17 protein-coding genes are annotated in these 19,629 nt (G+C 73.2%); 10 read left to right on the top strand and 7 right to left on the bottom strand.

What is annotated here, in order from left to right:
* Positions 1 to 68: 68 nt before the first annotated feature.
* Both ACIF80_RS32140 and cofC read right to left on the bottom strand, forming a co-directional pair.
* Positions 69 to 272 carry a hypothetical protein gene (locus ACIF80_RS32140; RefSeq protein ID WP_055572423.1) on the bottom strand — a complete coding sequence of 68 codons (204 nt, stop codon included), beginning with the start codon at positions 270 to 272 and terminating at the stop codon, positions 69 to 71.
* Positions 273 to 281: 9 nt separating this feature from the next.
* On the bottom strand, positions 282 to 920 hold the full coding sequence (gene cofC / locus ACIF80_RS32135) for a 2-phospho-L-lactate guanylyltransferase (RefSeq protein ID WP_399811093.1): 639 nt from the start codon (positions 918 to 920) through the stop codon (positions 282 to 284).
* Between the two features lie 158 nt (positions 921 to 1,078).
* Between cofC and ACIF80_RS32130 the strand changes: the two genes are divergently transcribed.
* The 3 genes from ACIF80_RS32130 (at position 1,079) to ACIF80_RS32120 (ending at position 4,249) form a co-directional block, all read left to right on the top strand.
* Positions 1,079 to 1,990 carry a lysophospholipid acyltransferase family protein gene (locus tag ACIF80_RS32130; RefSeq protein WP_399811090.1) on the top strand — a complete coding sequence of 304 codons (912 nt, stop codon included), beginning with the start codon at positions 1,079 to 1,081 and terminating at the stop codon, positions 1,988 to 1,990.
* Positions 1,987 to 2,997 carry an NAD(P)H-dependent glycerol-3-phosphate dehydrogenase gene (locus ACIF80_RS32125; RefSeq protein ID WP_399811087.1) on the top strand — a complete coding sequence of 337 codons (1,011 nt, stop codon included), beginning with the start codon at positions 1,987 to 1,989 and terminating at the stop codon, positions 2,995 to 2,997. Before ACIF80_RS32130 ends, ACIF80_RS32125 begins: the two co-directional genes overlap by 4 nt.
* A gap of 94 nt (positions 2,998 to 3,091) precedes the next feature.
* Positions 3,092 to 4,249 (top strand): D-alanine--D-alanine ligase family protein, encoded by a 1,158-nt coding sequence (locus ACIF80_RS32120; protein WP_399811084.1) that lies wholly within the window; start codon positions 3,092 to 3,094, stop codon positions 4,247 to 4,249.
* 15 nt (positions 4,250 to 4,264) lie between these two features.
* Here ACIF80_RS32120 and ACIF80_RS32115 read toward each other — a convergent pair whose 3' ends face one another.
* On the bottom strand, positions 4,265 to 4,765 hold the full coding sequence (locus ACIF80_RS32115) for a DUF3515 domain-containing protein (protein WP_399811081.1): 501 nt from the start codon (positions 4,763 to 4,765) through the stop codon (positions 4,265 to 4,267).
* Positions 4,766 to 4,785: 20 nt separating this feature from the next.
* Positions 4,786 to 5,019 carry an Lrp/AsnC family transcriptional regulator gene (locus ACIF80_RS32110; protein WP_004983019.1) on the bottom strand — a complete coding sequence of 78 codons (234 nt, stop codon included), beginning with the start codon at positions 5,017 to 5,019 and terminating at the stop codon, positions 4,786 to 4,788.
* Between the two features lie 218 nt (positions 5,020 to 5,237).
* Here ACIF80_RS32110 and ACIF80_RS32105 point away from each other — a divergent pair, with 218 nt between their 5' ends.
* Positions 5,238 to 6,203 (top strand): thiamine-phosphate kinase, encoded by a 966-nt coding sequence (locus tag ACIF80_RS32105; RefSeq protein ID WP_399811078.1) that lies wholly within the window; start codon positions 5,238 to 5,240, stop codon positions 6,201 to 6,203.
* A gap of 74 nt (positions 6,204 to 6,277) precedes the next feature.
* Positions 6,278 to 7,120, top strand: a complete 843-nt coding sequence (thiD, locus tag ACIF80_RS32100) for a bifunctional hydroxymethylpyrimidine kinase/phosphomethylpyrimidine kinase (RefSeq protein WP_399811190.1) — start codon at positions 6,278 to 6,280, stop codon at positions 7,118 to 7,120.
* 149 nt (positions 7,121 to 7,269) lie between these two features.
* Here thiD and rpmB read toward each other — a convergent pair whose 3' ends face one another.
* Complete coding sequence (gene rpmB / locus ACIF80_RS32095) at positions 7,270 to 7,455, bottom strand: 50S ribosomal protein L28 (RefSeq protein WP_033282681.1); 186 nt, start codon at positions 7,453 to 7,455, stop codon at positions 7,270 to 7,272.
* Between the two features lie 266 nt (positions 7,456 to 7,721).
* Here rpmB and ACIF80_RS32090 point away from each other — a divergent pair, with 266 nt between their 5' ends.
* Complete coding sequence (locus ACIF80_RS32090) at positions 7,722 to 9,440, top strand: DAK2 domain-containing protein (RefSeq protein ID WP_399811074.1); 1,719 nt, start codon at positions 7,722 to 7,724, stop codon at positions 9,438 to 9,440.
* Between the two features lie 183 nt (positions 9,441 to 9,623).
* Here the strand turns inward: ACIF80_RS32090 and ACIF80_RS32085 are convergent, their stop codons facing one another.
* Together ACIF80_RS32085 and ACIF80_RS32080 are read right to left on the bottom strand one after the other, a co-directional pair.
* A complete protein-coding gene (locus tag ACIF80_RS32085; protein ID WP_399811072.1) occupies positions 9,624 to 12,623 on the bottom strand; it encodes a tetratricopeptide repeat protein in 3,000 nt (999 codons plus the stop codon).
* A complete protein-coding gene (locus ACIF80_RS32080; protein WP_399811069.1) occupies positions 12,620 to 14,470 on the bottom strand; it encodes an HSP90 family protein in 1,851 nt (616 codons plus the stop codon). The genes ACIF80_RS32085 and ACIF80_RS32080 overlap by 4 nt, the downstream gene beginning before the upstream one ends.
* A gap of 338 nt (positions 14,471 to 14,808) precedes the next feature.
* Here ACIF80_RS32080 and recG point away from each other — a divergent pair, with 338 nt between their 5' ends.
* The 4 genes from recG to ACIF80_RS32060 all read left to right on the top strand — a co-directional run bounded on the left by recG (position 14,809) and on the right by ACIF80_RS32060 (position 19,513).
* Positions 14,809 to 17,046 (top strand): ATP-dependent DNA helicase RecG, encoded by a 2,238-nt coding sequence (recG, locus tag ACIF80_RS32075; protein WP_399811066.1) that lies wholly within the window; start codon positions 14,809 to 14,811, stop codon positions 17,044 to 17,046.
* A 62-nt stretch (positions 17,047 to 17,108) separates the two neighbouring features.
* Positions 17,109 to 17,696 (top strand): 16S rRNA (guanine(966)-N(2))-methyltransferase RsmD, encoded by a 588-nt coding sequence (rsmD, locus tag ACIF80_RS32070; RefSeq protein ID WP_399811064.1) that lies wholly within the window; start codon positions 17,109 to 17,111, stop codon positions 17,694 to 17,696.
* A gap of 26 nt (positions 17,697 to 17,722) precedes the next feature.
* Entirely contained in the window at positions 17,723 to 18,202 is a 480-nt protein-coding gene (gene coaD, locus ACIF80_RS32065; RefSeq protein ID WP_399811062.1) for a pantetheine-phosphate adenylyltransferase, read from the top strand.
* A gap of 186 nt (positions 18,203 to 18,388) precedes the next feature.
* A complete protein-coding gene (locus ACIF80_RS32060; protein ID WP_399811060.1) occupies positions 18,389 to 19,513 on the top strand; it encodes an ATP synthase F0 subunit B in 1,125 nt (374 codons plus the stop codon).
* The last annotated feature ends 116 nt before the right edge of the window (positions 19,514 to 19,629 follow it).

The raw sequence follows: 19,629 nt of genomic DNA, 5'->3' as shown, positions 1-19,629 counted from the left end.
GGCCGGACTCCGTCACGGAGTCCGGCCCGCGGTGTGCCGGTCGGCACGTGCGGGCCGGAACGTGCCGGTCAGAACGTCTGGAGCGTCACCAGGGTGATCCGCCGGGCCTCGCCCTCACCCCGGGTCTCGATGCGCACGCGCTGTCCGGGGCGCAGCAGCCTCAGGCCTCCCGCGTCGAACGCCGGCGCGTCGAAGGGGACCGGAGTGCCGTCGTCCAGCAGCACCTGGCCGCTGCGGCTCTCGGGGTCGTAGGTGTACGCGGTCGCCTGCATGGCCGCAGCCTACTGCTCCGCGATCAGCAGCCGCGCGGCGGCGGCCGCGGTGCGGGGCCCCACTCCCAGCGCCAGCGCCGCCCGGAGATCGTCCCCCGTGTCCACGTCCTGCCGTACGGAATCCACCGCGTCGAGACGCAGTTCGACGGCTCCCCACGCGCGGTGCCGGGCCCGGGAACCGGGACCGAAGGACGGCCGCAGTTCCTCCGTCGCCGCCGCCGTGAGCAGCGTGGTGCCGACGCCCGCCGCATCGGGCAGGAACGCGCGCGGGAACGCGGCCGCGCTCTCCAGTACACGCGTCAGTTCGGCCGTGCGCAGCGCCGGGAGATCGGCGTTGAGGGCCGCCACGGGACCCGCGTGCCACAAGGTCCGCACGGCGGCGGCCGCGTGGGCGAGTGCGGCGTTCAGGCCGCTGCCCGGTTCGTCGGCGACGATTCCCGCGCCCAGCGCGGCCAGCTCGCGGCCGGCCAGGGCGTCGTCCGTGACGACCACCACGTCCCGCACCGTGCGGCACGCCAGGGCGGCCGCGACCGTGTCCTGTGCGAAGGCGAGCGCGAGCCCCGGACGCAAGGCGTCGTCCGCGGTGTCGGAGAGCCTGCTCTTGGCCTCGGCCAGCGGTTTCAGGGGTACCACCAAGGTCCACTGCACGCGTGTTACGTCCCTCTCTTGTCGTCGTCATTGTCCCCCGCGGCACCCGGTGGCCGGGAGAGCGGGGCGTACGGTGTTCTCGACAGACCGGCGGCCCGGGGCGACACTTGTGCGGCCCGCCTGACCCCCGGGTCCAGGACTTAGAGGAAGGTGTCCCTGTGCCGCGCCGCAGAATCGGCTTCGCGTACCGCTTCGCCGCGGTGATCTGCAAACCTCCGCTGGTGGTTCTGCTCAAGCGGGACTGGCGCGGAATGGAGAACATTCCGGCCGAAGGCGGATTTATCACCGCGGTGAATCACAATTCGCACATCGACCCCTTCGCCTACGGGCATTTTCAGTACAACACCGGTCGCGTTCCGCGATTCCTGGCGAAGAGCGGTCTTTTCAACAAGGGATTCGTCGGCGCCATGATGCGCGGCACCGGGCAGATCCCCGTCTATCGCGAAAGCACGGACGCGCTCAGCGCCTTCCGGGCCGCGATCGACGCCGTGGAGCGCGGCGAATGCGTCGCCTTCTATCCCGAGGGCACCCTCACCCGCGACCCGGACGGCTGGCCCATGACCGGCAAGACCGGTGCCGCGCGGGTCGCCCTGCGGACCAGGTGCCCCGTGGTCCCGGTCGCGCAGTGGGGCGCCAACGAGGTGCTGCCGCCGTACGCCGGCCGGCTCCGCCTCTTCCCGCGCAAGACACACCGTGTGCTGGCCGGACCGCCGGTCGACCTGGACCGTTTCTACGGCCGGGAGATGACCCCGGAGCTGCTCAAGGAGGCGACCGAGGCCATCATGGCCGCGGTGACCCGCCACCTGGAGGAGATCCGCGGGGAAAAGGCCCCCGAGGTGCCCTACGATCCGCAGCGCGAACGCGTGGAGCAGCGCCACGAGACCAGGGCCCAGACCTGGCGCAGGGGACACGGCGGTCCGTCCGGGCGCCGGTCCTCCGCGCACGGTTCGCCGGCGGACGGGGCGCAGGGCGGTCCGCGGCACCAGGACGACCGGCACCAGGAACGGCTGAACGAACAGCGGAGGGCCGGGAAACGGGCCACCGCGCGGGAAGAGGGGCTGAACACGTGAGCAAGCCGGTCAAGGCGGCCGTCTTCGGCACCGGATCGTGGGGTACGGCCTTCGGCATGGTGCTCGCCGACGCCGGATGCGACGTGGTGCTGTGGGCGCGGCGCCCCGGACTCGTCGAAGCGGTCAACTCCACCCGCACCAACCCCGACTACCTGCCCGGAGTCGAACTCCCGGCGAACCTGCGGGCCACCGCGGACGCCGCCGAGGCCGCGCGCGACGCCGACTTCACCGTCCTCGCGATCCCCTCCCAGACGCTGCGCGGCAACCTCGCCGAGTGGAAGCCGCTGCTCGCCCCGGACACCGTCCTGGTGTCGCTGATGAAGGGTGTCGAACTCGGCTCCGCCATGCGCATGAGCGAGGTGATCGAGGACGTCGCCGGGGTCGGCGCCGACCGGATCGCCGTGGTCACCGGCCCCAACCTCGCCCGGGAGATCGCCGCCAGGATGCCGGCCGCCGCCGTGGTCGCCTGCGCCGACGAGGCCGTCGCCCAGCGGCTCCAGGCCTCCTGCCACACGCCGTACTTCCGCCCGTACACCAACACCGACGTCGCCGGCTGCGAGCTGGGCGGCGCCGTGAAGAACGTGATCGGGCTGGCCGTCGGCATCGCGGACGGCATGGGGCTCGGCGACAACGCCAAGGGCTCGCTCATCACCCGCGGGCTCGCCGAGACCACCCGGCTCGGTGCCGCGCTCGGCGCGGACCCGCTGACCTTCGCCGGACTCGCGGGCCTGGGCGACCTGGTGGCCACCTGCTCCTCACCGCTGTCGCGCAACCACACCTTCGGCACCAACCTCGGCAAGGGCATGACGCTGGAGGAGACCGTCGCGGTCACCAAACAGACCGCCGAGGGCGTCAAGTCCTGCGAGTCGGTGCTGGATCTGGCCCGCCGGCACGGCGTCGACATGCCGATCACCGAGACGGTCGTCGGCATCGTGCACGAGGGCAAGCCCCCGGTGGTCGCCCTCAAGGAGCTGATGTCGCGCAGCGCGAAGCCGGAACGACACTGAGCGACGGCGGGTGCCCGCCCCCGCGGGAGCCCTCCGTTTGCCGCACCGCGGGCGCTGTATCAGGGGGGCGGCCACCGGGTACTCTCATCGCGATATGAGCACCCAGAACCTCCCCCAGAGCCCCGAGCAGCCGCCTCGCAAGCCGCGTGTGGCCGTTGTGTTCGGCGGGCGCAGCTCCGAGCACGGGATCTCCGTCGTCACCGCCGGCGCCGTCCTCAAGGCCATCGACCGGACGAAGTACGACGTCCTGCCGATCGGTATCACCCGGGACGGCCGCTGGGCACTCACCGCCGACGAACCGGACCGCATGGCGATCGTCGACCGGCGGCAGCCCAGCGTGGACCAGCTCACCGACGCGGCCGAGGGCACAGTGGTGCTCCCCCTCGAGCCCGCGAACCGCGAAGTCGTCTACAGCGAGCCCGGTTCGGTGCCGAAGGCGCTCGGCGAGGTCGACGTCGTCTTCCCCGTGCTGCACGGCCCCTACGGCGAGGACGGCACCCTGCAAGGACTCCTGGAGCTCTCCGGTGTCCCCTACGTGGGCTCCGGGGTGCTCGCCTCCGCCGTCGGGCAGGACAAGGAGTACATGAAGAAGGTGTTCACCTCCTTCGGGCTCAAGGTCGGCCCGTATGTGGTGATCCGGCCCCGCGAGTGGGAGAACGACGAGCCCGCCGCCCGCAAGAAGATCATCGACTTCGCCGGTGAGCACGGCTGGCCGCTGTTCGTGAAGCCCGCGCGGGCGGGCTCCTCGATCGGGATCACCAAGGTCGACGACCTCTCCGGTCTGGACGAGGCGATCACCGAGGCCCAGCGGCACGACCCGAAGATCCTCGTCGAGGCCACCCTGCGCGGCCGCGAGATCGAATGCGGGGTGCTGGAGTTCGAGGACGGCCCGCGCGCCTCGGTGCCCGCCGAGATCCCGCCGCCCGACGCCCACGCGTACTACGACTTCGAGGCCAAGTACATCGACTCCACGCCCGGCGTGGTGCCCGCACCGCTGACCGGCGAGGAGACGGCCGAGGTGCGCCGGCTGGCGGTGGAGGCGTTCGAGGCGGCCGGCTGCGAAGGGCTGGTGCGCGCGGACTTCTTCCTCACCGAGGACGGGGAGTTCGTCATCAACGAGATCAACACGATGCCCGGCTTCACGCCCATCTCCATGTACCCGAAGATGTGGCAGGCCACCGGCATCGAGTACCCCGAGCTGGTGGACCGGCTGGTGCAGGCGGCGCTGCGACGGCGGACCGGCCTGCGCTGAGGCGCCGGACAGGCCCTAGGAGGCGATCCCCTCGGGGATCGCCTCCTTGACGGCGGGGGCGAGATCGACCAGTACGCCCGTGCTGTCCCGTCCGTCGGTCACCCGCACCTCGACATAGGCCTCACGGCTCGCGGTCGTGAAGCGGTGCGTCCCGTCGTCCTGCTGCTCCATCAGCCAGTCGACGCCGTCGACACCGCCCGCCATCGCCTTCGGGTCGTTGCCGTTGGCCACCTTGGGATCCGCCATCTTCGGCGGTTGCCCGACACCGCACCGCAGTATGATCGCCTCGCCGCCCCAGCCCGCGGTCAGTGCGGACGCGGGTTCGGGATCGTCGCGATTCTCGCCGTCCACCTTCGCCGGCAGGACCTCGTCCAGGTTCCGGCACAACGTGGTGACCTTCGCGTCCGGGCTGGGAACCGCCGCCGACGCGCTGTCGTCTGCCGAGGAGCAACCCGCGGTGGTGATCAGCAGGGCGAGGGCGGGCAGGACGGCGTGTCGGTGACGGAAGGAACTCACCGCCACAGGGTAGACGGGGGCTACAGATGGACGACCGGGCAGGTCAGGGTACGGGTGATGCCGTCCACTTGCTGGACCTTCGCGACCACCATGCGACCCAGGTCGTCGACGGTGTCGGCTTGGGCGCGCACGATGACGTCATAGGGTCCGGTCACGTCTTCGGCCTGGACGACTCCAGGGATCTTGCCGATCAGATCGGCGACGGTCGACGCCTTGCCGACCTCCGTCTGGATCAGGATGTACGCCTGTACCACGGAACCTCCAGAGCGGCCACGAGGATCATGTGGGGAAAAGGAACGCCACGGTATCGCGTCGCCGCTCGCCGCGGGGAGACCTGCGGGAACCGGGCCCCGCGCGCCGGGGTACGGACTGGACACAAGTTGACGGTCACTTCGACCGTAGCGAGGGCAGGGACGACTCGCGACCGGGAACGGAACCGGGAACGCCCCGGGACAGAAGGGGAGCTGGGGACATGAAGGGCACGGTTGGTGAGCTCGGGGAGTTCGGGCTCATCAGGGAGCTCACCTCCCGCCTCACCACCACCCCGGCGGTCCGGATCGGCCCCGGCGACGACGCCGCCGTGGTCGCCGCACCCGACCGCAGGGTCGTGGCCAGCACCGACGTCCTGCTCGAGGGCAGGCACTTCCGCCGGGACTGGTCCACCGCCTACGACGTCGGCCGCAAGGCCGCCGCGCAGAACCTCGCGGACATCGCCGCCATGGGCGCCGTGCCGACCGCGCTGCTGCTCGCGCTGGTCGTCCCGGGCGAACTGCCGGTGACCTGGCCCTCCGAGCTGATGGACGGACTGCGCGACGAGTGCCAGGTGGCGGGGGCCGCGGTGGTCGGCGGAGACGTCGTACGCGGCGACACGATCATGGTTTCGATCACCGCGCTCGGTGACCTGCGCAACCAGGAGCCGGTGACCCGGGGCGGCGCACAGCCCGGCGACCTCGTCGCGGTGACCGGCTGGCTCGGCTGGTCCGCGGCCGGGTTCGCGGTGCTCTCACGCGGCTTCCGCTCGCCGCGCGCCTTCGTCGAGGCGCACCGCCGGCCCGAACCGCCGTACCACGCCGGTCCCGCCGCGGCCGGGCTGGGGGCGACCGCGATGTGCGACGTGAGCGACGGACTGATCGCCGACCTCGGGCACATCGCCGAGGCCAGCAAGGTGCGCATCGACATCCGCTCCGGGGCGATCGACATCCCCTCCCAGATGAACGACATCGGGCAGGCCGTCGGCGTCGACCCCATGCAGTGGGTGCTGACCGGGGGAGAGGACCACGCGATCGTGGCCACCTTCCCACCGGACGTGAAGCTGCCCGCCCGCTGGAAGGTGATAGGCGAGGTGCTCAATCCCTCGGCGCTGCCCCAGGTGACGGTCGACGGGGCGCCCTGGACCGCTCAGGGCGGCTGGGACCACTTCGCGGACATCGAGTCATGAGCGGCGGGGGCACCGGGAGCGGCGCGGGCACGGAGGGCACCGGAGGTGCCGGGGGCGCGGCGGGTGCCGGGGCCGTGCCGCCGAGGGTGCTGACAGTCGCCGGCTCGGACTCCGGCGGGGGCGCGGGGATCCAGGCCGACCTGAAGACGATGCTCGCGCTGGGCACCCACGGCATGAGCGTGATCACCGCGGTCACCGCGCAGAACTCCCTCGGCGTGCAGGGCGCCTGGCCGCTGCCGGTGGAGGCGGTACGGGCCCAGTACCGCAGCGTCGTCGACGACATCGGGGTCCAGGCGGTCAAGACCGGCATGCTCGCCTCCGCCGAACTCGTCGAGGCGGTGGCCGGCCTGCTCGCCGGCAGCCGGGCGCCGGTGGTCGTCGACCCGGTGGGGGTCTCCAAGCACGGGGACGCGCTGCTGGCGGCCTCCGCGCTCGACTCCGTACGGACGAAGCTGCTGCCGGTCGCGACCGTGGCCACGCCGAACCTGGACGAGGTGGCCCAGCTCACCGGTGTGCGGGCACAGTCGGAACGGGACTTCCGCCGGGCCGCGGAAGCGGTGCTGGCGTTCGGGCCGCAGTGGGTCGTGATCAAGGGCGGCCATCTCGCCGGGGACTCGGAAGAGGCCGTCGACCTGCTCACCGACGGTTCACAGGAGCACTGGCTGCGCGCCCCGCGGTACGACAACCGGCACACCCACGGCACGGGCTGCACCCTCGCCTCGGCGATCGCCGCACAGCTGGCGAAGGGACAGCCGGTGCCTCGGGCGGTGACGGCGGCCAAGGAGTACGTCACGGGGGCGATCGCGGCCGGGTTCTCGCTGGGCGCCGGTATCGGGCCGGTGGATCACGGCTGGGCGCTCGGGCGGGGGAACGGCCCGGGGACGACCGGGACCGGGACCGCGTCCGACGAGGACTGAGGCGACAACCCGCCGGGCCGGGAACGCCGGCGTGGGCACCAGGACCCCCGCCGGCCGTGCCGCGCGCGGGCATGGCAAAAAGCCGGTCCACCCGAGGTGGACCGGCTCAGTGCGGTGAACCAGCTGTGGCCGCGCGCTCAGCGAGAGCGTCAGCGCGAGACCTTGCCGGCCTTGATGCACGAGGTGCAAGCGTTCACGCGCTTCGGCGTCCCGCTCACCACGGTACGCACACGCTGGATGTTCGGGTTCCAGCGACGGGGCGTACGGCGGTGCGAGTGCGAGATGTTGTTGCCGAAGCCCGGCCCCTTGCCACAGACGTCGCAGTTGGCAGCCACGGGTCACTCCAAAGACTTCAGATGCACTTACGGTTGATCCCGGCATGCCGGGATCAGAACGCCGGAACTCGGGGAGTTCTTGGGAATCTGAGTGGCTCTGCCAGGGAGAGGCCCGATTCGGATCGGGCAACCGGAGCAGCATACAACGCCTGAACCAGTAGAACGAAACCAGCATGGCAGCTCAGCGGCCCGCCCGGCCCGCTTCCGGTGTCCGGCCCCCCGAGGTCTACGCTGCGTGACACGTCCAGCAGCTCAGGGAGGCGCAGGTGGCGCAGGTGCCGCAGACATTCTTCGATGCTCTCGCGGTGCGCGCCTGGTGCGGACTCGCGCTCGACGCCCTGGGGCGCGCGCGCGAGGAGATCGACGCGATCAACGTCTACCCCGTGGCGGACGGGGACACCGGTACGAATCTCTACCTGACGGTCGAGTCCGCGGCCACGGCGGTCGAGGCGGTGTTCGCGGGCTACGCGGCAGAGGGGTCCGAGGGGCCCACGCTGGCCGACGCGGCGCGGGCGATGGCCCACGGCGCGCTGATCGGCGCCCGCGGCAACTCCGGGACGATCCTGGCGCAGCTGCTGCGGGGGATGGCCCAGGTGCTGGCCGGGGACGAGGCGGCCCACGCCGACGGACAGGGGCTGCGGCGCGCCCTGCGGACCGCGGCCGACTCCGCGCGCCAGGCCGTGGCCCACCCCGTGGAGGGCACCGTGCTCACCGTCGCCTCGGCCGCCGCCGACGCGGCCGGTGCTGCGGAGGGCGACTGCGGGGAGGTGGCGCGGGCGGCCTACGACGGCGCCCGCACGGCCCTCGCCGCGACGCCGGGCCAGCTGGCCGTGCTCCGGCGGGCGGGCGTGGTGGACGCGGGCGGCCGGGGGCTGGTGGCGGTGCTCGCGGCTCTGGTGGAGACGTTCACGGGGGAGACGCCGGGAGGGCCCGCGTCCGGCGCGTACAGGAACACCGCCGGGGCGCACGCGCGGGTGCGCCCCGTGCCCCACGCGCGCGTGGGGCACGGGGAACCCGCCGGATGCGCCGACGGCGGGGGAGTGACGGAGGCCACGGTCGCCGGGCCCGCCTACGAGGTCATCTACCTCCTGGAGGCCGAGGACGCGGCCGTGGAGCGGTTGCGGAAGCGGCTCGACGGTCTCGGGGACTCGCTCGTCGTGGTCGGCGGGGACGGACTGTGGAACGTCCACGTCCATGTCGACGACGCCGGAGCCGCCGTGGAGGCGGGGGTCGAGGCAGGGCGCCCGCACCGTATCCGGATCGCGCACTTCGGTGCCGGTGACGCCCATGGCCCCAGGGCCGGCCGTCCGCCCGTGGAACGCGCCGCGCGGGCCGTGGTGGCCGTGGTGCCCGGCGAAGGGCTGGCCGTCCTGTACACCGGGGCCGGCGCGACCACGGTGCTGGCCCGCCCCGGCGAGCCGCCCGCGAGCGGCGAACTGGTCGAGGCCGTGCGGCGGGCCCACGCGCACGAGGTCGTGCTGCTGCCCAACGACGCCGAGCTGCGCCACACCGCCGCGGCGGCGGCCGAACAAGCCCGCGCCGAAGGGCTCAGGGTGGCCCTCATCCCGACCCGTTCCGCGGTCCAGGGCATAGCGGCGCTCGCGGTGCACGAGCCGGAGCGCCGTTTCGACGAGGACGTGGTGGCGATGACCTCGGCGGCGGGCGCGACCCGGTACGCCGAGATCGCCGTCGCCGAACGGCAGTCCTGGACCATGGCGGGCATCTGCCAGGCCGGTGACGTCCTCGGCCTCATCGACGGCGACGTGGCCGTGATCGGCGACGACGTCACCGCCACCGCCACCGCCGTCCTGGACCGCATGCTCTCCGCCGGCGGCGAGATGGTCACCCTGGTCCTCGGCGACGAAACCCCCCACACCCTCGCCACCCACCTGGAAACCCACGTCCGCGAGGGCTACCTGGCCGTCGACACCGTCCTCTACCAGGGCGGCAGACAGGGCGCCCTGCTCCTCATCGGGGTGGAGTGAGGAAGCAGGCGGCGCTGCCCCCGACAGGCGGGGACCGACCACGCCAGGCGGCCCGGGTGCCGGGGCCGGTACCCGGCGAGCACCGGCGGACTTCCGGGCCCGGCCCGGCGGCCGGGCGACGGGCGGGCCGCGCGCGAGGGCGTCGAGGGAGAGCCCGGCCCGCGCGGCCGTCGTCCGACGGGCTCAGTTCTCCACCGGCTCCCGCTTCTCCTTTGTGACGGTGTTCAGGAGGCGCTCCGCCTCGCCGCGCAGGGACCGGGCCGTCTCGTCCTCCTCCGGGGCGTTCCCGTGGGCGGTCAGGACGGCCCGCGCGCGTGCCGCCGCGTCCGCGGGACGGCCCAGGTCGGCCTCCAGCCGGGCAGCGGCCAGTTCGGCCCGGGAGCGGTCCTCGAGGGTGTCCGGGCCGAGGGGCGCGAACGCGGCGATCGCCCGGTCCAGCGCGGTCACCGCCTCCTGGAACAGGGTCTCCCCGTCGTCGTCCGTGGCCCCCGCGTCCTCCACCCGTACCAGCAGGTCCGCGAACTGCCGGTGCGTGTGGCCGAGCTCGGCGGTGAGACGCGCGCGGGTCTCGTCGTCCGGGGCCGCGTCCACCGCCGCCCCGCACTCCTCGACCGCGTCCGCCATCAGCGCGCGTGCCCCGTCCGGGCCCGCCTCCCCGCGCAGCGTGAGCCACGCGCGGGCGCGCAGCGAGCGCACCAGACCGGCCGTGTCGCCGATCGCGCGCCACAGCTCGCCCGCGCGCGCGTAGGCCCGCTCCGCCTCGCCGGCCAGGCCCGCCTGCTCCAGGCTGGACGCGGCCAGATGGGCCAGCGTCGCGTGGTCCTGCTGCTCCGGCCAGTGCCGGGCGATCTCGGCGGCCTGCAACCGCCGTTCGGCGGCGGCCCGGTGCTCGCCCAGCTCACCGAGACAGTCCCCCAGCCACCAGAGCGTCTGCACGACCGCCCCCTCGCCGTGCGTCCCGGCGGTCACGTCGGGCAGTACGGACTCCAGCACCTCGGCCGCCTCGGCCCATCGCCCGCGCCGCAGCAGGAACCCGCCGAGCTGATGCCGCGCCCAGGCGCCCAGCGTCGGTCCCTCGCCCGCCTCGTCGGCCCAGTGCGCCGCCTCCAGGGCGTGGTCCGCGGCCTCCGCCACCCGCCCGAGCCCGCCGGTGAGCTCGGCGAGCTGCAGGTGCAGCTGCGCCCGCCCGACCGGCTCCAGGTACGGTCCGCCGTGCTCCAGGGCCGCCCGCAGCGCCCGCTCGGTGCCGTCGACGTCGCCGAGATGGTGGGCGAGCTGCGCCAGCCGGGCCTCGTACTCCACCGCGAACCACGGCAGCCCCGCCGCGACGAACGCCCCGGCGGCCCGTGCGGACAGTTCCGCGGCGGTGTCCACGTCCCCGGCGTGCCCCGCCAGCTCGCCGAGCATCGCCTGCGCCTCGGCGGCCCGCGCGGCGAGCCGAACGTCCTCGCCGGTGTGCCCCTCCACGAGCGCGAGCACCGCGCGTACGGCGGTCACGGCCTCCTCCAGGACGGCGTCCTCGAGGTCCTCCCCGGCGGCGTGCACGCGCCGGGTCAGGATCCGTGCCCGTGCCATCAGCACCGACGCCGTCTGCCGCAGGCCCGTACCGCCGGCGGCGTACAGCGCGAGGATCTCCTCGTGCGGCCCGGCCACCGCCGCGAGCGCCTCGTCCACCCGGTCCGCCAGCGCATGGACGTACGCGGCACGCGCGCGTGCCGCCAGGGCCTCCCCGGGGTCGCCCGCCTGCGCGTACAGCTCGGCGGCCCGTTCGAAGAGGCCGGGGGCCCCGGGGCCGAGGGCCATCGCCTCGTGGTCGGCGATCTCCGCGCGGTCGCGGGGCTCCAGGACGGTGTCGTCCCCCGCCGCCTTCGCCTCCTCCGCGGCGCGCGCCACCGCCGCCCACGCCTCCACGGCGTGCGGCCGCAGGGTGTCCGACAGCCGCCGCGCCTCGACGAGCAGGGCGGGCAGTGCGGGCGGCGCGGAATCGCCGGAGGACTCCGTGCCGGACGCCGCCGACGTCCCGGCACCCGGCGCCACCGGCCGCTCGGGCGCGCGTATCGGGGACGTGCCCGACGGCCGTACGCCGAGCGGCAGCCGGTCCACCAGCGGGCGGCGCGCCATCCGCGCGCGGGCCTGCGCGCTGACGTACTCCGTGCCGTTGCGCTCGTCGAAACGGGCCGCCAGAGCGAGCGCCCCGGCCCGCGCGTACGGGGCGAGTTCCGCGGCGGTCCAGGCCCGCCCGGCCGGCCCGGGGGCCCGGCCGGCGCCCAGGCCGAGCTCGGTCAGCCGGTCCATGAGCAGCGTCACCACGCTCAGGAAGTCCAGCTTGCTGCGCGGATGACCCTCGTCGGTGAAGTAGGCGGGCCGCTCCGCGAGCAGTTCGAGGGCGCGCGCCTCGTTGCCGCTCAGCGCGCAGAACTCCACATGGTCCGCGTAGGCGCCGCGCATGCTCTCCATGGGCCGGACCAGCCGGAAACCGCGCAGATGGTGGGCGCGCGCCTCGTCCGCGCGGCCCAGCCGCAGCAGCGGCAGCAGGGAGGACGCGAGGACCGTGTGCGGTTCGTGGGCGCAGGTGAACTCGCCCTCCAGGACCGGCCGCCACAGCTCGAGCGCCTCCGCGTCCCGCCCGTTGTGTGCCTGCCACCAGCCCTGCCCGTGCAGTTCGCACGCGTGGCAGTCGGCCATGGTGTCCCGGTCGGCGGCCAGCCACGCGGCGTACGCCCGCTCGGCCCGCGGCATGTCCCCGACATGCGCGGCCACACTGAACCCGGCGCTGCGCACCGCCCGTTCGGAATGGCCGGCCAGCCGGTAGCGGTGCTCCATCTCGCCGAGCCACTTCTCGATCGACGCGAGCGGGATGTGCGGCTGGTCGAGCATGCCGGCCGACATCCACTTGAAGACCCAGTGCAGGGAATGCGTCTCGTACTCGTCGAAGTCCTCGGGGCGTTCGTCCCACATGCGCAGCAGCCGCGCGAAGGGGACGAACATCTTCCCCTTCTCCGAGCTGTAGTTGTAGACCTTCAGCTGGTGTCCGAGCGCCTCGATGACGGCGAGCGGGATGTTCAGCTTCTCGGCCTCGAGCAGCAGGTGCTCCGCGCGCGCGTTGCGGGCCGGTCCCTCCGGCTGCTCGGAGTTCTCGCCCATCGCGCGGCGCAGGGAATCGAAATCGGTGATCGAACTCATCGGTGGGAGCCCCCCGTGGACTCGTCGTCGTGGGTGGCCCACTCCAGCAGGCCGAGGAACGCCCGGTTGAGCAGCGCCGAGTCGGCCGGCCGCAGCTGCCGCTGCGCCATGAGCAGCGCCTGCCCGTACAGCGACTCGGTCGCGGTACCGATGAGTTCGGAGTCGCCCAGCGAACCGATCCGCCGCACCAGCGGATTGAGGTGATTGAGCACCAGACGTGCCCGCGGGGCGCTGCCGCGCAGCGAGCCGAGAATGCCGGCCCACAGGTCGTCGGCACCCGACTCCGCCTCGGCGCGCGCCTGTTCGTGCCGGGACTCCCGGTCGTCCAGGTGCAGCGCGGGCACGGACAGCGGGTGGAACGCGCGCAGGACGACGTCGCAGCCCAGCGGATCCAGTCTGGCCCGCGCGGCGGCCAGGAAGCCCGACAGGGCCAGCTCCTCGGCCGGGTCCACCGCGTCCAGATGGGCGGTGACCGTGTCCGCGTCCAGCTCGGCGACCACGGTGCCCGGCCGCACCGCCGGCAGCGCCTCGACCAGCTCGCTGTCGTACGTGTAACCGCCGTTGACCACGCCGATGCCCTGCGCGGACGCGATCGGCGCGACCTGCCGGTACTCCTCGACGGTCCGCGTGAAGTGCACCATCGGGTGCCGCTGCGCGAACTCCTCCAGGGACAGCCGCCCGTCCGTCGTCTCGAACGGCAGCCAGGGCAGCATGGTGCGCAGCATCTCCCGGTCGTGCCGCGCGAGCGCCTTCACGCCCAGGTGGTGCACCGACAGGAACGCCGCGAGCCGCTCCGGGTCACCGGCGGCCAGCCCGGTCAGCCAGCCGCGGACCCGCTCGCCCAGCGCCTCGCGGATCCCGGCCAGCGTCTCGTCCTCGTACAGCGACTCGCGTGAGGCCGTGGGCCGCAGACTGTCCGTGTCCAGGACGCAGCGCACGAAGAAGGCCCAGTCGGGCAGCAGCTGTTCGGCCCGTTCGGTCAGCAGCATGCCCTTCAGGTGCACGCGGTGCCCCGCGCGCTGGGCCGGGCTGACCGCCGAGGGCAGCACGTACGCCACTCCGCGCACCCCGGCCAGTGGCACGTCCAGGTCGATGGAGTCCAGCGGGGTGAAGCCGAACAGGTCGTGACAGTGCCGGGCGAGTGCGGCCCTGCGGGCCGCGGGGCTCGGATGCGCACGGTCCCAGGGCGCGGGCAGCTCGGTGACCGCCTCCTCGCCCACCCGCACGTCGTACGGCAGCAGCGAGCCGAAGTCCCGGGCCAGCGACAGGACCCGCTCCTCGGCCAGCCACTCGGCTGACCCGGTCCGCGCCACCAGGTGCACGGCGGTGCCCGGTTCGGGCAGCGCCTCGTGCGGCAGCGTCCGCACCGTGTACGAACCGTCGTCGCGTGCCGTCCACTCCACGGGCGGCGCGTCCGGGGTCCGCGCGCTGCGGCTGACCACGCGGATCCGCTCGGCCACCACGAAGCAGGCGAGCAGCCCGATGCCGAACTGTCCGAGGAAGTCCGAGCGGGCCTCCTGCAGACCCTCGGCGCGCTTGGAACTGCGCCCGATGGTGGCGAGCAGGCTGTGCACGTCCGCCTCGGTGAGGCCGACGCCGGTGTCCTCCACCCGCAGCGCGCCCGCCTCCACGGACAGCCGCACGCGGGCGGGGGCGTCCGGATCCTCGGCGCGGCGGGCGGTGATGGCGTCCACCGCGTTCTGCAGCAGCTCGCGCAGATAGACCTTGGGACTGGAGTAGAGGTGATGGGAGAGCAGGTCCACCAGGCCGCGAAGATCGACCTGGAACGTATGGGGCGACTGGGGTGAGCCGGATGCCTGGGGTGCCTGAGAGATCTGGGAGTCCATCGTCACAGCGCCGGTGGGGGACTCTTGACGGCGCGGGGTCGGGCGGTCCCGGTGAGGCGGTGACCGCAGGGATGGCCGGAGCATTGGCGCGTCATCCTAGAGCGCGGGAGACTCCTCTGACCAGGGAATTCCCGACCTTCCCCAAGCTTTTCGAGCGGGGGACCCCCACTGGCCGCACCGGGCCCGGACCCGGGTACCTCCCGTACGAGGCTCAGGGCCCGACGCACCGGGAGCACGTACCTCACGCCGCGCTGCCCGCCCTCCGGGCGGACGACGCGAGCCGGACGACAGGGCGCGGCGGCACGGGCGTTCCCGCTTTGTCAGTGCCGTGGTGTGCAATGGATCCCGTGCCCGCATCGCAAAAACCGTCGCAAGAACCACTGCAACAGCCGCTGAAGTCGGTGCTCGGCCCTCCCACCGCGAAGGTGATGGCCGAGCACCTCGGCCTGCACACGGTCGGCGACCTCCTCCACCACTACCCCCGCAGATACGAGGAGCGCGGCCAGCTCACCCATCTCGCCGACCTCCCCATGGACGAGCACGTCACCGTGGTCGCCCAGGTCGCCGACGCCCGCCTGCACACCTTCGCCTCCGCCAAGGCCCCGCGCGGCAAGGGCCAGCGCCTGGAGGTCACCATCACGGACGGCAGCGGCCGGCTCCAGCTCGTCTTCTTCGGCAGCGGAGTCCACAAGCCGCACAAGGAACTCCTGCCGGGCACCCGCGCGATGTTCGCCGGCAAGGTCTCCGTCTTCAACCGCCGGCTCCAGCTCGCCCACCCCGCCTACGAGCTGCTGCGAGGCGATCCGGAGGAGAGCGTCGAGACCTGGGCCGGCGCCCTCATCCCGCTCTACCCCGCCACCGCCAAACTGGAGTCCTGGAAGATCGGCAAGGCACTCCAGACCGTTCTGCCCCACGCCCGGGACGCCGTGGACCCCCTCCCCGGCCCGCTGCGCGAGGGGCGCGGTCTGCTCCCGCTCCCCGAGGCCCTGCTGAAGATCCACCGCCCGCACACCAGGGCGGACGTCGAGGAAGCCCGCGCCCGCCTGAAATGGGACGAGGCCTTCGTCCTCCAGGTCGCCCTCGCCCGCCGCCGGCACGCCGACGGTCTGCTCCCCGCCGTCGCCCGCCGACCGAAGCCCGACGGCCTGCTGGCCGCCTTCGACGACCGGCTCCCCTTCACGCTCACCGACGGCCAGCAGAAGGTCTCCGCGGAGATCTTCGACGACCTCGCCACCGAACATCCGATGCACCGGCTGCTCCAGGGCGAGGTCGGCAGCGGAAAGACCATGGTCGCCCTGCGCGCCATGCTCGCCGTCGTCGACGCCGGGGGACAGGCGGCCATGCTGGCGCCCACCGAGGTGCTCGCCCAGCAGCACCACCGTTCGATCACCGAGATGATGGGCGAGCTGGCCGAGGGCGGCATGCTGGGCGGGGCGGAGAACGCCACGAAGGTGGTGCTGCTCACCGGTTCGATGGGCGCGGCGGCCCGCCGCCACGCCCTGCTCGACCTGGCCACCGGCGAGGCCGGCCTCGTGATCGGCACCCACGCGCTGATCGAGGACAAGGTGCAGTTCCACGACCTGGGCCTGGTCGTCGTCGACGAGCAGCACCGGTTCGGCGTCGAACAGCGCGACGCCCTGCGCGGCAAGGGCAAACAGCCCCCGCACCTGCTCGTCATGACCGCCACCCCCATCCCGCGCACGGTCGCGATGACCGTCTTCGGCGACCTGGAGACCTCCGTCCTGGACCAGCTCCCGGCCGGCCGCTCGCCCATCGCCAGCCATGTCGTCCCCGCCGCCGACAAACCCCACTTCCTGGCCCGCGCCTGGGAGCGGGTCCGCGAGGAGGCCGGGAACGGCCACCAGGCGTACGTGGTCTGCCCGCGCATCGGGGACGAGGAGGACGACCCGAAGAAGACCGGGAAGGCGAAGCCCGCGTCCTCCGCGGACGACGCCGAGAAGCGCCCCCCGCTCGCCGTCCTCGACGTCGCCGCGCACCTGGCCGAAGGGCCCCTGAGCGGCCTGCGCGTGGAGGTCCTGCACGGCAGGATGCAGCCGGACGACAAGGACGCCGTCATGCGCCGCTTCGCGGCCGGCGAGACCGACGTCCTGGTCGCCACCACCGTCATCGAGGTCGGTGTCAACGTTCCCAACGCCACCGCCATGGTGATCATGGACGCGGACCGCTTCGGCGTCTCCCAGCTCCATCAGCTGCGCGGCCGGGTCGGCCGCGGCTCGGCCCCCGGCCTGTGCCTGCTCGTCACCGAGATGCCCGAGGCGAGCCCGGCCCGGCAGCGGCTCGGCGCGGTCGCCGGCACGCTCGACGGCTTCGAGCTCTCCCGCCTCGACCTCGAACAGCGCCGCGAGGGCGACGTCCTCGGCCAGGCCCAGTCCGGCACCCGCTCCAGCCTGCGCATGCTCGCCGTCATCGACGACGAGGAGGTCATCGCCGAAGCCCGCGAGGAGGCCACCGCGGTCGTCGCCGCCGACCCCGAGCTGGAGCGCCTGCCGGGACTGCGCACCGCGCTGGCGGCTCTGCTGGACGACGAGAGGGAGCAGTACCTGGAGAAGGGCTGACAGACTGGGGCGGCCGGCCTCCGGGCACCGGCCGGTACACCGACAAGGACAAGGACGAGGACATGACCCGCGTGATCGCCGGCCGGGCCGGCGGACGCCGCCTGGGCGTACCGCCGGGCAACGGCACCCGCCCCACCTCCGACCGCGCGCGCGAAGGCCTGTTCTCCACCTGGCAGGCCCTCCTCGGCGGCCCGCTGGAGGGCGAGCGCGTCCTCGACCTGTACGCCGGTTCCGGCGCCGTCGGCCTGGAGGCCCTGTCCCGGGGAGCCGGGCACACCCTCCTCGTCGAGGCCGACGCCAGAGCCGTCCGCACGGTCCGGGACAACGTCAAGGCCCTGGGGCTTCCCGGCGCGGAGGTCAGACCGGGCAAAGCGGAACAGATCATCCGTACGCCCCCGCCGGCCGAACCGTACGACCTCGTCTTCCTCGACCCCCCGTACGCCGTCTCCGACGACGATCTTCGCGAGATCCTGCTCACACTCCGTGCCGGGGGCTGGCTCGCCGGCGAAGCCCTCGTCACCGTGGAGCGCAGCACCAGAGGCGGGGAGTTCGCGTGGCCGCCCGGCTTCGAGGCGCTCCGGGCCCGTCGCTACGGAGAGGGAACGTTTTGGTACGGTCGCGCGGCCTCTACGTGCGAAGACGCACGATGACCGGACCGGAGAGCGAGGGATCACAAGTGCGCCGCGCCGTATGCCCCGGGTCGTTCGACCCCATCACCAATGGACATCTCGACATCATCGGCCGCGCCTCGAGCCTCTACGACGAGGTCTACGTCGCGGTGATGATCAACCAGTCCAAGAAGGGCCTGTTCGAGATCGAGGAGCGGATCGACCTGATCCGCCGGGTCACCGCCGAGTACGGGAACATCCGGATCGAGGCCTTCCACGGCCTGCTCGTCGACTTCTGCAAGCAGCGCGACATCCCCGCGATCGTCAAGGGCCTGCGCGCGGTCAGCGACTTCGACTACGAGCTGCAGATGGCCCAGATGAACAACGGCCTCTCGGGCGTGGAGACCCTCTTCATCCCCACCAACCCGACCTACAGCTTCCTGTCGTCCTCCCTGGTCAAGGAGGTCGCCACCTGGGGCGGCGACGTCTCGCACCTGGTGCCCCCGGAGGTCTTCTCCGCCCTCTCCGAGCGCCTCCGCAAGGACTGAGAGCCCTCCCGCGCACGGTCCGGGCCCCGCCCGCGCAGGCACTGAGCGCCCGGCGAAGCCCGGCGGCTCCGGGCCCGGAGCCGCCGGCCCCCGGGCAATCCGCCGGGCGGTGTTCCCCACCCGCCCCAGGGCCGTACAGTCGTTGCGTCCGTCTCCAACACAGCTGTAGAGAGTGGCGAGCACACGGTGGACGTGCAGAAGAAGCTGGACGAGATCGTCGACCTGGTCTCCGGGGCCCGCTCGATGCCCATGTCGGCCTCGTGCGTGGTCAACCGCGCCGACCTGCTCTCGATGCTCGAAGAGGTGCGCGCGGCGCTGCCCGACTCCCTCGCCCAGGCCCAGGAACTCATCGGCGGCCGCGAGCAGATGGTCGAGCAGGCGCGTCAGGAGGCCGAGCGGATCATCGAGGGCGCGCACGCCGAGCGCGGCTCCCTGATCTCCGGCACCGAGGTCGCCCGCCGCTCCCAGTCCGAGGCCGACCGGATTCTCGGCGAGGCCCGCAGGGAGGCCGAGGAGGTCCGCGCCGAGGCCGACGACTACGTCGACTCCAAGCTCGCCAACTTCGAGGTCGTCCTCACCAAGACCCTCGGCTCCGTCGGCCGCGGCCGCGAGAAGCTGCTCGGTACCGGGCCCGGCCTCGACGAGCAGGGCTACGAGGACGAGGACGCCCCCGAGCGCAGCCACGACCCGGAGACCCTGCGCCGCAGCGCCGACGAGTACGTCGACGTCAAGCTCGGCGCCTTCGAGGCGGTCCTCGCCAAGACCCTGGAGGCGGTCGGCCGGGGCCGCCAGACCCTGCACGGCCGGATCGCCAGCGACGACCTCGGCGCCCTGGCCGAGGACATGACGACGGTCCAGCACTCCAGCGACGCCGACTACCTCGCCGACCTCGCGGCCATGTCGGACGCCCCGGTCCAGCGGCCCGCCCGGCCGCAGCAGACCGTGCCCGAGCAGCCCCAGCAGGCTCCGCAGGCCGCCCAGCAGGACTACGCCCAGCAGGAACAGGCGTACGGCTACGCGCAGCAGAACCAGCAGCCCGATCCGTACGGCGGCTACCAGCAGCAGTACGGCGGCGGGCAGGACCCCTACGGCTACCCGCAGCAGGCCGCCGCTCAGCAGGCCGACCCGTACGCCGCCTACCAGGGCTACGAGACGCCGCAGCAGCCGGCCTACGACCCCGGACAGGGCCGGCAGGGCTACGCCCCGCAGCAGCAGAACCCGGCGGCCCTCGACGAGGCCAGCCTCTTCGACACCAGCATGATCAGCGCCGAGCAGCTGCGCGCCTACGAACAGGGCCGCGGCAACGGCTGACCGTCCGGCCACGGCCCGGGCGGCGCCCGGGCCACAGCCCGTCACGGGCCCGGATTGGGACGAGAGCCGAAGGTCCAGTATCCTGGCTCATCGGTCGTGTGTGCGCTGCTTCGACT

The organism is Streptomyces sp. NPDC085927 (assembly GCF_044540975.1).
Classification (GTDB): Bacteria; Actinomycetota; Actinomycetes; order Streptomycetales; family Streptomycetaceae; genus Streptomyces; species Streptomyces hirsutus.
This window is presented reverse-complemented; position numbering and strand designations above follow the sequence as displayed.

Coding starts and splice junctions, on each gene's coding strand:
- ACIF80_RS32140 (WP_055572423.1), bottom strand. CDS start 272: ATGCAGGCGACCGCGTACACCTACGACCCCGAGAGCCGCAGCGGCCAG.
- ACIF80_RS32085 (WP_399811072.1), bottom strand. CDS start 12,623: ATGAGTTCGATCACCGATTTCGATTCCCTGCGCCGCGCGATGGGCGAG.
- rsmD (WP_399811064.1), top strand. CDS start 17,109: ATGACCCGCGTGATCGCCGGCCGGGCCGGCGGACGCCGCCTGGGCGTA.
- recG (WP_399811066.1), top strand. CDS start 14,809: ATGGATCCCGTGCCCGCATCGCAAAAACCGTCGCAAGAACCACTGCAA.
- ACIF80_RS32105 (WP_399811078.1), top strand. CDS start 5,238: ATGAAGGGCACGGTTGGTGAGCTCGGGGAGTTCGGGCTCATCAGGGAG.
- ACIF80_RS32080 (WP_399811069.1), bottom strand. CDS start 14,470: ATGGACTCCCAGATCTCTCAGGCACCCCAGGCATCCGGCTCACCCCAG.
- ACIF80_RS32120 (WP_399811084.1), top strand. CDS start 3,092: ATGAGCACCCAGAACCTCCCCCAGAGCCCCGAGCAGCCGCCTCGCAAG.